The organism is Celeribacter halophilus (genome assembly GCF_018860305.1).
In the GTDB taxonomy this organism is placed as follows: Bacteria; Pseudomonadota; Alphaproteobacteria; order Rhodobacterales; family Rhodobacteraceae; genus Celeribacter; species Celeribacter halophilus_A.
Genome location: NZ_JAHKPE010000025.1, coordinates 36,901 through 49,522, shown reverse-complemented (window position 1 = coordinate 49,522; position 12,622 = coordinate 36,901). Strand labels below are relative to the sequence as shown.

Here is a 12,622-nt window from a genome sequence, read left to right as displayed (position 1 = left end):
ATGTGGATAAAAACCTGATAATTGTTCACCTTTACACATCCGTGGTGAAGGCCTAAATATTATTCCATCGAGAGACGCAAAAACGAACAGACCGCGTCACCCACAACTAGAAATGAAATGAAAAGGACCACAACCATGACATTCTCCCTCAAAACACTGACCGCCGCCGCTATCGTTGCTGTTGCAGGCACTGCCGCTGTTGCAGGCCCCAACTACATCATCCCGGGCAACCAGTCCTCCACCAAAACCGTTGCCAATGTTGAACTCGTGCGTGCCGAAGCTCCGGCAACTCTCGAAGTTTACTCCGTCCACGGTGGCGAACGAGTGGCTCTGCTCGGCTCGACCGACGTGAACGCCGGCGCGAACACCGATGTGAAAGTCAGCCTCGACGCAGGCGCTGCAGAAGCCAACCTTGAGTTCGTCCTCGTCGGCTCCAACGGCGCAACCCTCGCCGACAAAAGCATCAACAACTACCAATAAAACGTTTTCGTTTAATCTGAATCAGATTGAGCGAAAAACATATCCACACTTCATTGACGTTACTGCGTTTCTCAAAAATTGAATGCCTCAAGTTTTTTGAGAAACGCTTCAAGAGGTGGTCCCGTTCGCTCTGAGCCTTGGTGCTCAGGGCGGATGGAAATCAGAAATGCCGCCGGAGTCCCCTTCCGGCGGCATTTTTATGTTGATGGACACAACCGTTCATTCAGTCCACCTCAGATCATACCCCCGTTGGCCCGCAGAACCTGCCCATTCACCCACGCCCCATCAGGACCGACAAGAAACGCTACGACATTGGCGATATCTTCTGGCGTTCCGAGACGCTCCAAGGGATTGGCCTTGGACAATTTCTCGATCACCGCATCAGATTTGCCGTCCAGAAACAGCTCTGTGCCGGTCGGTCCCGGAGCAACAGCATTGACCGTGACCCCGCGTCCGCGCATTTCCTTGGCAAGGATACCCGTGAGCACCTCTATCGCACCTTTGGTCGCTGCATAAATGCCGTAAGTCTCGAACTTTAGCGCAGCGACAGAGGACGAAAGGTTCACGATCCGCCCATCATTGCGCAACCGCTTAGCCGCCACGCGCATGGTATTGATCGGGCCCTTGAGATTAATATCAATCTGGCTTTCGATCTGCGCATCATCGGCTTGAGCAAGCGGACCGAGCTTCATAATCCCAGCGTTGTTGATGAGCACATCGACGCCACCAAAGGCACTCTCGGCAAGATCGAACATCCGTTTCACCGCAGCGGAATCAGCAACGTCAGCCTGCGCCACGACGGCCTTTCCGCCGGACGCCTCAATCTCAGCCACCACCTTCTCCGCAGCGACCTCGGAACCGGCATAGTTGACGATGACGTTAAAACCTTCCTTGCCCAAACGCGTGGCGATCGCGGCTCCGATCCCGCGCGATCCGCCAGTAACAATGGCGGTTTTGTTCTGAATAGACATATGCGTCTCCTGAGTATTGTTGACCCTGAACCACATATAGACCTCGCGGCATTCCGGATAATCTGCCACAACTCGTCTTCACTGTTCTTTAATTTCGGACAAAAGGCTTGCCATGGACAAACTGGACGCAATGCAAGTTTTCGCGCGGATCGTTGAACGCCGGAGCTTCACCAAGGCTTCAGAGGACCTTGCCATTCCACGCTCCACCGCCACAGATGCCATCAAACATCTCGAAGCCAGGCTCGGTGTAAAACTGCTGCAACGCACCACCCGCACGGTTACGCCAACGCTGGATGGTGAAGCCTACTATCAGAGGTGCCTTGCAATTCTTGCCGATGTTGAGGAAGCCGAAGAGGCCTTCGCCGGAGCCAAGCCGAAAGGGCAGTTACGCATCGACGTTCACGGCACACTGGCGCGACACTATGTAATGCCGCATCTCCTGGAATTTCTGGCCTCCTATCCTGATCTTGATGTCTACATGAGTGAGGGCGACCACCTCGTGGACCTGATCCCGGAAGGCGTCGACTGCGTGTTACGTGTCGGGGAGCCACAGGACAGCGACCTGATCGCACGAAGGGTGGCCATGCTCGATGAAGTAACGCTGGCCGCACCGGACTACCTTGCCCGCCACGGGACACCTCTGAGCCCCGATGAACTCGACGGACACCTCATGGTCGGATTTCATTCGACCGCGACAAGAGCCATCCTACCACTGGAATTCGGGGCGACGAAAGTCACGCTTCCCACACGCCTCTCCGTCAACGCAGCCGAAAGCTATATCGCGGCGGCACGTCAGGGCTTGGGGATCATTCAGATTCCACGTTACCATGCAAAGCAGGATCTCGATCTCGGTTCACTGATTGAAATCCTGCCAAACTATGCGCCCCAGCCCTCTCCGGTGTCGCTGCTCTATCCTCGTCACCAACAACTTTCGCCGCGTGTTCGGGTCTTTATTGACTGGGCCGAAACACTGTTTCGCGAACCCGGATCACGGGCTTCGTAGTATTCAAACACCTCTTTTCTAACATGGCACCCCATCAGGCCCGAGTTCACAGTCTAACAAGGGTGAGAGATCAGCAGACCCAAAAATCGTCATACATACCCTATCCGGCAGATGAGGAGTAACTCAGCGCTCGGAGCCTTGAGGGGGTGATGCCGTATTCGCGCACAAACAAGCGGGAAAAAGCAGAACTGCTCGAGAATCCAAGGCTCACCGAAATCTCCGATATCGGCATCGCGGTTTGTTCAAGCAATGTCTTGCCTCTTTTAAGACGGAGGGATCGGTAAAATTTTTGAGGCGTGCAATTAAAGACTTTTTGAAACCGACGCTCCAATTGCCGTATTGAACATCCAGACATTTTCGACATCACAGAGATGCTCAACGGCGTTTCCAGATTTTCTTCCATGAGCTGAATGACGCGCTCAAGTCCAGCTTGCTGTAGAAGTGAAATGTCGTTTTCGCTGCGTGGTTGCCCCACGTCTGAAGTGCGAATGGCATGCATCAACAAGACCCGACTGACGGCATGTGCGAGCCCTGCCGAACGGGGGGCCACAATGGTGTTCAGCACAATATCAGCAGTGGCCATCATCCCGGCACCACTGGTGAAACGGTTGCGGCGGGAATATAAGGGCAGTGCCACATAGTCACCAAGATAAATGTTTTGTAAAAGCTGGTGGTTTTCCCAATGTGTTGTCACCAACGGATCGTCAGGATTGAGGCGTTTCCATTCTGATGCTGCATCTGACAGGAGCAACACCTCGGAGCCTTTCCGTTCAAAACTTCTGATAGAAAAATAGATTTTTCTAAAATTCTTTTCGAGCCCCGCGCCCCCCAATACCACAAAATGATCCGGCGCATTGAGTGATATTTCACCTATATCTACGGTCTTTACGAAAAGCCCTCCCAGACCTTCTACGGTTTTGTTCTCGCACACACTGCAGAATTGGGTCTTGAATTTCAAAGACCTGCTGAGGCGATTGGCAATGCGTAAGACATCCTGAACCAAAGACAGCTCTGTCGGGATAAACCCCGGCTCAACCAATATGACGACAGAAATCTCGCTCATCGTGATGCTTAACTATCCTGCTGTAGAAGAAGGGCGCGGCATGCCCTCCCGAAGGAAACGAAAGCAGACCGGCATGAGGGCGTTTGCAATTTCGGTCTATTCTGGGAGCTAACTGTCATTGGCGACCTTTCTTATCTTGTCAAAATACGGGTGAGAGTCGCCCCCCAATGCATCTACAGAAGCATAAGAACGGGCAACGACACTTCAATAGAGAGGTGTGATCAGGCTTCTATCAAGACTTTTCCCAACGGGCGGGAACAACACGCCAGAATATAGCCGCTCTCAATATCGACCTCTGAGATCCCGCCATTATGAGTCATCTCGACGTCGCCTTGAATTTTTTTCACTTTGCATGTGCCACAAACACCAAATTGACATCCTGAAGGGATAACAAGACCGGCAGACCGCGCTGCCGCCAAGACGGTTTCCGTAGGCTCGCATAGATGGGTCCGTTCGGACTGCGTGAAACATACCTCATGCGAAGTATCCGACACAGTATCTACCGGAGTGTCATTGGCAAGAACTTCGGAACCGGGCTCTTCTGTAGCCTCGGAGAAGCTCTCCTCATGATAGTGTGTCATATCATAGTCAAGGTTGACGAGCATCTCCTTCACCGAAAGCATGAACTCTTGTGGGCCACAGCAATAGATCTCGCGCTGTAACAAATCAGGAGCGACAAGCTGCAATATTTCTCGGTTCAACCGGCCCTGATAGCCCGTCCAAGGCTGGGCTTTGTCCGGTTGTGACACAATGAATTTCACATCGAGACCTTCGGCTCGACCCGTCATGTATTCTAGGCGCTGCTTGAAAATAATGTCCGATGGGCGATGCGCGCATGAAATCAGGTTCACATCCAGCGTTCGCCCCTCGTCCCACATGGCTGTGAGCATAGACATCATCGGCGTTATGCCTGAACCGGCAGACAAGAATAGAAACTTATCCGCCGTGCTGTCAGCATTCGTGAATGTCCCGGCGGGCCCTACTGCATCAAGTTGCATGCCTGGTTTGAGATGATCCAGCAACCATCTTGTGCCTTGGCTATTTGACTGTGCTTTCGCAGTGATGGTGAGCAGGCGCGGACGGGTTGGCGATGACGAAATTGTATAGGTTCTATATATCACCCCGTCAGGATGAGGAATTTTCAATGTAAGGAATTGCCCTGCTTTGTAAGCAAAGCTAGCACCGGAGCGTGCCCGAAATGAAAAACTTGCCGTATCTGGCGCTTCCGGCACCACCGAAACACATTCGAGAGGCTCATCGTCTTTCCAAATGTTTGCATCCTGCAAACTTTCTCCCTGAAACCGAGAATAATTATTCATGTGCGCGCTCTTTTTTGGATGTCAGGAGACGCAGATGCCGCATGAGATTGTGCGACATCTGCTTTAGCTGATATGTTTCAGTGCGTTATTCTGCTGCAGATCGCAGTGAGGCCATGCGTGTGGCCAGTCTGTTGCAATACCAGTCAACAAACGCATCCACACTCACTTCGTGCGCAGGAGAATACGGACCCGGCTCGAAAGCAGGTGAATTGACCCCGAGTTGGTTGTCTTCGACAACTCTGCGATCTTCATCATTCGTCGCCTCCCAAACTTCTGTCAGGTGCTTCAGGTCATAATCAACGCCCTCTACGGCATCCTTATGCACGAGCCAACTCGTAACCAGTTCGGTTTCTGTCGGGCTAATCGGGGTGACCCGAAACGTCATGGAATGGTCTGGCAGGAAATATGCCCATGTACTGGGATAATGGAACTTGTTGCACACACCAGCATAGTCCCACTCAACCGTTCCAAGCCGTTTGTTGGGAACCGCAAGTGCGCCATCCATGGTGAAACTCTTTGTACCCGGCACCAAAGGCATACGGGACAAGCGGTACTGACCATCTGCTGGGACCTTGAACTCTGCGGCCAGCCCGGCTGCTTCGCAGGCTTCAAAATGCTCTGAAATATAGGCCGGCGCGTCGCCTTCACCCAAAAATGAAACCCGCGGATCTTCAGGGAAGGTTCGGATCAGGCTGGGGTGGTTGGCGGAGCAGTGGTAACACTCACGGTTGTTTTCCCATACGAGTTTCCAGTTGCCATTTTCAACAATCCGCGACACATGGGCGACCTTCGCATTTTCCAGATCATGGGGTGCGATATAGGGATGGAGCGCCTCGGCAAAGCTGTCGAATTCAGGCGCGTCATCGGCAAGACAGATATAAATAAGGCCGGAAAGATTGCGGCAATGTATCTGTTTTAAACCGTGTTGTGTCGGATCAAAGTCCTCGCCCATGTCTCGGGTCCAAAGCAAGGAACCATCAAGCTCATAAGTCCACTGATGATACGGACAAACAAGCTTTGCCGCGCTACCTTTGGCTTCTCTGCAGATGACAGAGCCACGGTGCCGGCAGGTATTATGGAATGCCCGGACTTCACCATCTTGTCCACGCACGACGACGATACGATAGTCTGCAATATTGTAAGTGACATAGTTGCCCGCTTGGGGCAGTTCACAGGCCGGGGTTACAAAAAGCCACTCTTTAAAGAAGATCTCCTCGAGATCATCCTGATAAATTTCAGCATCCGTGTAAAAAGTACGATCCAATGTGTAACCTGGTTTCCGACGGGTTAAGTGCGTAACTGTCTTCTCGTGCATCGTTGTTCTCCTACCGCATTTCTGGGGGCAGAATTGGCAAAGGGGCCTCTTCTTTCCTGGTTTTTGGGTCAGATTCCCACCGTCAAACGCCGCGTGAGTTGACACACAAGATCTCTCTGCGCTCAGAAAGTTTATTTATTGTGCGTTTAGTGGAATGTGCGACGTTGTCTGAATGTCATCTTGTGCATTCAGCCTAAACAGTGACTTTGAGAGAAGATTGTTTGAAAACGACATCCGCGAACACAAAATAGACATCCAGAATTTTTTTTCAGACCTAAAACTGTGCAAGTCGCGAATAATGAACAGGGCCGACCTCGCGACGCGTGTTTATAAAACATGAACGTATCGTTCTTTATATCTGAACAAATTTTCTAATTATTGTCGGCACGTTTTTTTGCCCATTTAGAATTGTATCAGCTGGCGGGTTCTTCGGAAAAGTTGAAGCCGACCACTACAAAACAACCCGTGACGCCACAACGTCATGCAAAAGCAACGGAATCCACGCGCCCAAACTACAGTTAATCATCTGATATTACGAGGTTAAAATTGTTCCAGTGCAGCCGGGCCAGTTCCGAAGGCAACCAAATTTAAAACGCCATGGATCAGAAACTGGTCCGCCACCAACAAGGAGTTACCATTGAAACGCTCAGTCCGCCTCTCCTCCATAACTCTCTTTGCAGCAACAGCCGCCTCTGCAGCCTTCTCCCAAGACGGATTCACTGTCGGCTATTTCCTCGAATGGCCGATGCCCTTCGAATATGCCAAGGCAAATGGAATTTACGATGAAAAGCTCGGCGTCCCGATAAATTGGGTCGCATTCGATACAGGCACTGCGATGTCTGCGGCAATGGCCGCTGGCGATGTTCAAATCTCATATAGCCAAGGTGTGCCGCCATTCATTTCCGCAGCCTCTGCAGGACAAGACCTCCGCATTGTCGGTATTGCTTCGTCCTATCCCGAAAACGAAAATTGCGTCGTGGCCGCACATTTGGAAATCGACAAGGACAATGCATCTGAACTCGAAGGCCTCAGAGTGGCTCTTCCGGTCGGATCCGGCGCGCACTACGGCTTCCTTCAGCAAATGGAATACTTTGACGTCGACACCTCGACCATGAGTATCGTCGATATGGCCCCCGCCGAAGGTGCCGCGGCATTTGATCAGGGAAGTGTTGATGTTGTCTGTGGCTGGGGTGGTGCGCTGACACGCATGCTGGAGAACGGCAATGTTCTTTTGAGCGGCGCAGAAAAAGAGCAAATCGGTGTCTTATCCTCGGATCTCATCACGACCACCACGGAATTCGCGAATGAAAATCCGGAATTGTTAGCTGGTTTTCTGAGCGTCACCGAAGAGATGAACCAGATGTGGAACACAGGTGAGTATCGTGATGAAATGCTTGCTGTCATCGCCAAAGACGCAGGTATGGAGGTCGATAACGCAGCATCCGTCATTGATAATTTCCAGTTCCCGACAGCAGAGGAACAACTCTCTGAAATTTGGTTGGGAGGTGGCCTCGGGTCCTATTTGGGAGGGGTGGCAACACTCTTTCACGAGATTGGCAGCCTGCCCCAAGTTCTGCCGAGCTATGTTTCTTTGATTGAAACAAGCCCTCTGGAAAACGTTGTGGCCCAGTAAATCAAGCTGGATGATAACTTTGTCGGCCCTTTTGGACCACGTCTTTCCAAACGGGCCGACTTTATCAAGACAATTCTCTGACGCGCTTTACAGCGACAGGCTATGTTGAAAAGTTGTGGCCTTCTTTCGAACCTTTAAACCGGATATCTCATCGCTCAGCCAAACCAGAGCACATGCCAATGGCTACAGCACGCGCACGAGCATCACACCTGCCCACGCGGACAATCCGGTCAGCACTCCACCCCAGAGCGTATCGACAACCACCTGTTCCATCGACCAGTCCCGCAATGTTGCGTAATTGGTAAATTCATAGGTGCCATAGGCCAAGAGCCCCAAAAGCACGCCTCCGATCAAGGCCGCCAGCGGGTCATTCGAGCGATAGGCAGGAACAGACACGAACCACAAAAGACCGGCAACATAACCCATATAAAACAAAGCCGCAGGCAAACCGCGAAAGGGGTCTACGAAGAGATGTGCGATATGGCGTTCAAACACCGGCTTGATCAAAACGCGCAGACCAATAGCATCCACGGCGAAAAATATTATGGCAGTGACAGCGTAGAGGATGAGGATTTTCATTGTGTCAGCTTTCCGGTTAGGGGCAGAGAGAGCCGGTAGGGCAGAATGCGCAACAACTTCAGCGCGAGGGTCAGACGGCGCGGGAAATGCACTTCAAACCTGCGGCCGTTCAGACCATCTAAGATGGCGCGCGCTGCCGTTTCCGGAGTGACCATGGCGGGCATTCGAAAGTCATTGCGCTGAGTGAGGCGGGTATCCACAAAGCCGGGGCTGATCAAACGCACATCGAAACGTCCGGCCAGCTCTGCGCGCAGAGATTGGGCAAGATTGATCACGCCCGCCTTGGTGGCCGAGTAGATCTGCCCTTGAGGCAATCCGAAATAGCCAGCCACAGAACCACAAAGCGCCAGTTGCCCGCCCGCCCGCATCAGCGGCGGTGCGATTTGGGCGACGTGAAAGCTGCCCGTCAGGTTGGTTGTGACGATGTGAGCGGCCATGTTCGGGTCGAGATCGCCAATTTTTCCCGGATCATACTGCGCGGCCAGATGCACCACGCGGTCCAGCGGCCCGATTTGCGCAATCTGCGCCGCCGCAGCCTCAAAGCTGGCACGGTCTGCAACATCAAGAGGAAGCGCAATGTGGTCGGAGCCAAGTGCGCTCGCGAGTTCCTGCAACCGGTCGCCTGATCTCGCGGACAAAACCAACCGCGCTCCGCGTTTGGCATATTCATGCGCCAAAGCCGCGCCGATGCCGTCACTGGCGCCAATGATCCAGATTGTTTCTGCATCAGGCATGGGCCAGCTCCACCTGAACAACATCGGTTTGACCGACCGAAAAAGAGGCCGCGCATATGCCGAGATAGAATTGCCAATTCCGCAGAAAACTCTTGTCATAGCCGAGCTTCAGAATGCGGTCGGCTTTTTGCGTAAGCCTGTCGTTCCAGATGGCGCATGTGCGGGCATAGTCGCCCCCAAAGGCATGACTCCCCGTCACGATCAGGCCCGCATCATTAGCCTGATCGGCAATCACCTTGTTCGATAACAACATGCCTCCGGGAAAGCTATAGTGACGGATGTAGTCCGAGCTGCGTTTGTATGTGTCGAAATAGCTGTCGGGCACCGTGATCGCCTGAATGACGGCGCGACCATTCTGTGCCAGACGCGCCTTGAGCGTTGCGAAATACGTCGGCCAGTAATCCTGTCCCACAGCTTCGATCATCTCGATCGAAACGATGCTGTCGAATTGTCCGGTGGTGGTGCGATAGTCCTGCAACCGGATCTCGGCCCGACCATCAAGGCGTGCGTCGGCATAGCCCTTTTGGCTTGGCGAAATGGTCAAACCCGTGACATGACGCCCCGTCTCGGCAGCCCGTTCCGCAAACCCGCCCCACCCGCAACCGATCTCCAGAACACGTTCTGCGGCTCCGATCCGGTCCAAAACACGATCATATTTACGCGCTTGCGCACGGCCAAGGTCGTGATCTCCCGGGGCAAACATGGCAGCCGAATAGGTCATGCTCTCATCGAGCCAGAGTTGATAGAACTCGTTCCCCACATCGTAATGCGCGCGGATATTGCGGGCGGCACCCCGTTGGGAATTGGCACGCATCAAACGGTTCACGACCCGAAACTTCAGACTGTTCCAGAACCCCGCATAGGCATAATCGCTGAAATTTCCGAGATTGTTCAAAGCAACGGTCGTGAGGTCTTGGATGGACGAGGTATCCCAAAGCCCCGCCACATATGTTTCGCCAAGCCCGATGTCGCCGCGTGAGGCGATGGCTGTTACAACCGACCAGTCGTAGATACGCATGTCGGCGGCAGGTTGCCCGTGACCGAAGTGATAAATCTCGCCTTCAGGTGTATGCAGACGCAGGCTTCCGGATTGGATTTGCGCACAAGTTTCCAAGAAATCGTGCTTTACGCGCTTGGTCAGGAACAGCATCAGGATACCTCATTTGTTGGGGGGCTGGGCCGCCTGCGATATTTGGCACCCTTGAGTTTCAGGCGCAGTGCCTGCCAATGGATCAGAATGGTTGTGCGCATGGCGCCCAAAGGCCGACGCAAACTGGCTTTGACCAAACGTGAGGATGTCAGGGGTGAACGATTGCCAGACAGGGTCGCGACCACACCCTCCGCGCCGTTGCGATACAGGATTGTGATATTGATCGTCTCTGGTTGAAGATCGAATGTGAATTCATACCGCCCCGCGACCTCTTGAAAGGGCGAGACATGCAGGGATTTTGGCCTGTCGATCCGGCTGTCTTTGGTGATCGGCGCAAACTCCGACTGGCGACATAGATAGGAATGCCGATCTTCGAAGGGGGTCGACACCTCGGCAATGACTGCAACCAATGCGTCACCTTGCATAGCCAGCCAGAAGCTGACCGGATTGAAGCTATATCTCAGAAAACGGGGTTGGGTCAGAAGCAGTATCTGCACTTGCGGATCGCATAGACCCTCCGCCGCAAGAACATCACGCGCCCAAGGTGCCCCGCGTCCGTCTTTCAAAGGGCCGCCGTGATCCCGATCATAAACCGAGGCCAGATTGAAGCGGTTGCGCGAAAACAGCATCGGCGTTCTGGCGCGGGCCTCCAAGTCTATCAGCACATAGTCCACGCCATATCGAAACGCATTGCGGATTGAGCCGCGCCGTGCGTGTGTCGTCACACCCGCGATATATTCCGGCCTATGGGTCATGCGATCTCCCGGTCCATCTGCCGGACAATACGGGCGGCGCTGGCAAATCCGTCCTCGTGAAAACCGTGGCGCGTATAGGCCCCTGCAAACCACGTGTTGTTCTCGCCCTGAATCTCACGCAATTGCTTTTGCGCCGTCAGTGCCGCAGCATCGAACACCGGATGACGGAACACCTTCTGATCATAGATCAAATGCTCGGGCACCTCGATGGACGGATTCAAAGATACGAACAGCGGGTCGTTATCAGGAATATTCTGAAGCCGGTTCATCCAGTATGTCACGCCGATCGCAGGCTCCGGCCGTGTCGTATCGGCCTTATAATTCCAGCTGGACCAGACCGCGCGGCGCTTAGGCATTTGGCTTGTGTCACAATGCAGGATCATTTCATTGTCCTGAAACCGGATGGCCGACAAGGCCGCGCGCTCTTGTGGCGTTGGTTGCTGCAAAAGACGCAAGGCTTGGTCGGAGTGGCAGGCAAAAATGACCTGATCGAAAGGCGCATGTGGACCAGACGCGCTCTGTACATTGATCTGCCCGCCTTCGCGCGTGACGCTTTGCACAGGAGTGGCCGTGCGGATCGCAACACCACGCCCGCGCAGGTGATGCTCCATCCTGCGCACATATTCGATGCTACCGCCATCCACGGTCCACCATTGATGCTGCCCTGACGTGCTGAGCAATGCGTGGTTGCGGAAAAACTGGATCAGCGCCCGCGCCGGAAAAGCGCGGATTTCATCCGGCGGCGTGGACCAGATCGCACCGCAGAGCGGCAACAGGTAATAGCGCTGAAACCACGCCCCCAGCTGCATTTCGTCCATCAGATCACCGATCAGGGACGTGTCGTCCTCTGCCAGCGCTTCGGCCTTGGCGTTGAACTTCAGAATATCTTTGATCATGCGGGCAAAGCCGGGACGCACCAGATTGCGCGGCTGTGCCGTCAGCGCCCGCAATCCGGACAGCCCGTATTCGATCTTTCCGTTATCGATCGACGCGCCAAAGCTCATGTCGCTTTTGGCGACCGGCACATCGAGATCCTGAAACATGCGCGTCAGATGCGGGTAATTGGCGTAATTGAAGACGATAAACCCCGTATCCACAGCCTGATTGCCAGAGACCCCAGCCATCACAGTGCGCGCGTGACCCCCGAGTTCCGGCGCAGCCTCGAACAAAGTTACGGCGTGATGTGGCGCCAACAAATAGGCTGACGACAGGCCGGATATGCCCCCGCCAATAATAGCGATGCGTTGAGCGCGAAGAGGGGGAGCATCAAGGGTCATACAATTTCCTGCTTGTTCTATGTAGGGGTTACGGAGCGAGCAGGCATTTGGATCAAAATGTGATCCGGAAATTAGAATTTTACGCACGAGGGCGCACTATCCCTGACATACATCACCGCGCCCCAGACATTCCGTGCATATTCACACATACACAGATCATGCACAAAAAATCCCAAAATCTGATCGTTTTCGACATTGTTACAGTAGATCACGAAGATCGGCGTATGGATCGCTGAAATTTGATATGCGTATACGCACACTCATGTGGATAAAAACCTGATATTTGTTCACCTTTAAACACTCGGAGTGAAGGCCTAAATATCATTCCATCGAGAGACGCAAA

At 53.4% G+C, this 12,622-nt stretch carries 12 protein-coding genes; 3 read left to right on the top strand and 9 right to left on the bottom strand.

From position 1 onward, the window contains the following. Positions 1-135 precede the first annotated feature (135 nt). Positions 136-480, top strand: a complete 345-nt coding sequence (locus KO492_RS09445; RefSeq protein WP_216044730.1) for a hypothetical protein — start codon at positions 136-138, stop codon at positions 478-480. A gap of 233 nt (positions 481-713) precedes the next feature. Here the strand turns inward: KO492_RS09445 and KO492_RS09440 are convergent, their stop codons facing one another. After that, positions 714-1,451, bottom strand: coding sequence for an SDR family oxidoreductase (locus tag KO492_RS09440; protein ID WP_216044729.1), 738 nt, complete (start codon positions 1,449-1,451; stop codon positions 714-716). Positions 1,452-1,563: 112 nt separating this feature from the next. Between KO492_RS09440 and KO492_RS09435 the strand changes: the two genes are divergently transcribed. Further along, entirely contained in the window at positions 1,564-2,454 is an 891-nt protein-coding gene (locus KO492_RS09435) for a LysR family transcriptional regulator (protein WP_216044728.1), read from the top strand. 100 nt (positions 2,455-2,554) lie between these two features. Here the strand turns inward: KO492_RS09435 and KO492_RS09430 are convergent, their stop codons facing one another. The 3 genes from KO492_RS09430 to KO492_RS09420 form a co-directional block, all read right to left on the bottom strand. Beyond that, positions 2,555-3,517 carry a GlxA family transcriptional regulator gene (locus KO492_RS09430; RefSeq protein WP_216044727.1) on the bottom strand — a complete coding sequence of 321 codons (963 nt, stop codon included), beginning with the start codon at positions 3,515-3,517 and terminating at the stop codon, positions 2,555-2,557. A 221-nt stretch (positions 3,518-3,738) separates the two neighbouring features. Next, positions 3,739-4,836, bottom strand: a complete 1,098-nt coding sequence (locus KO492_RS09425; protein WP_216044726.1) for a hybrid-cluster NAD(P)-dependent oxidoreductase — start codon at positions 4,834-4,836, stop codon at positions 3,739-3,741. An 85-nt stretch (positions 4,837-4,921) separates the two neighbouring features. Further along, complete coding sequence (locus KO492_RS09420; RefSeq protein ID WP_216044725.1) at positions 4,922-6,151, bottom strand: aromatic ring-hydroxylating oxygenase subunit alpha; 1,230 nt, start codon at positions 6,149-6,151, stop codon at positions 4,922-4,924. A 637-nt stretch (positions 6,152-6,788) separates the two neighbouring features. Here KO492_RS09420 and KO492_RS09415 point away from each other — a divergent pair. Continuing rightward, entirely contained in the window at positions 6,789-7,784 is a 996-nt protein-coding gene (locus tag KO492_RS09415) for a taurine ABC transporter substrate-binding protein (RefSeq protein WP_252735470.1), read from the top strand. Between the two features lie 183 nt (positions 7,785-7,967). Here KO492_RS09415 and KO492_RS09410 read toward each other — a convergent pair whose 3' ends face one another. Genes KO492_RS09410 through KO492_RS09390 form a run of 5 tightly spaced genes read right to left on the bottom strand, consistent with a single transcriptional unit; the run spans position 7,968 to position 12,279 of the window. Next, positions 7,968-8,363, bottom strand: coding sequence for a DUF2177 family protein (locus KO492_RS09410; protein ID WP_216044724.1), 396 nt, complete (start codon positions 8,361-8,363; stop codon positions 7,968-7,970). Further along, positions 8,360-9,097, bottom strand: coding sequence for an SDR family NAD(P)-dependent oxidoreductase (locus KO492_RS09405; protein WP_216044723.1), 738 nt, complete (start codon positions 9,095-9,097; stop codon positions 8,360-8,362). Before KO492_RS09405 ends, KO492_RS09410 begins: the two co-directional genes overlap by 4 nt. After that, positions 9,090-10,247 carry an SAM-dependent methyltransferase gene (locus tag KO492_RS09400; RefSeq protein WP_216044722.1) on the bottom strand — a complete coding sequence of 386 codons (1,158 nt, stop codon included), beginning with the start codon at positions 10,245-10,247 and terminating at the stop codon, positions 9,090-9,092. Before KO492_RS09400 ends, KO492_RS09405 begins: the two co-directional genes overlap by 8 nt. Then, complete coding sequence (locus KO492_RS09395; RefSeq protein ID WP_216044721.1) at positions 10,247-11,002, bottom strand: DUF1365 domain-containing protein; 756 nt, start codon at positions 11,000-11,002, stop codon at positions 10,247-10,249. The genes KO492_RS09400 and KO492_RS09395 overlap by 1 nt, the downstream gene beginning before the upstream one ends. Further along, a complete protein-coding gene (locus KO492_RS09390) occupies positions 10,999-12,279 on the bottom strand; it encodes an NAD(P)/FAD-dependent oxidoreductase (RefSeq protein ID WP_216044720.1) in 1,281 nt (426 codons plus the stop codon). Before KO492_RS09390 ends, KO492_RS09395 begins: the two co-directional genes overlap by 4 nt. Between the last annotated feature and the right edge of the window lie 343 nt (positions 12,280-12,622).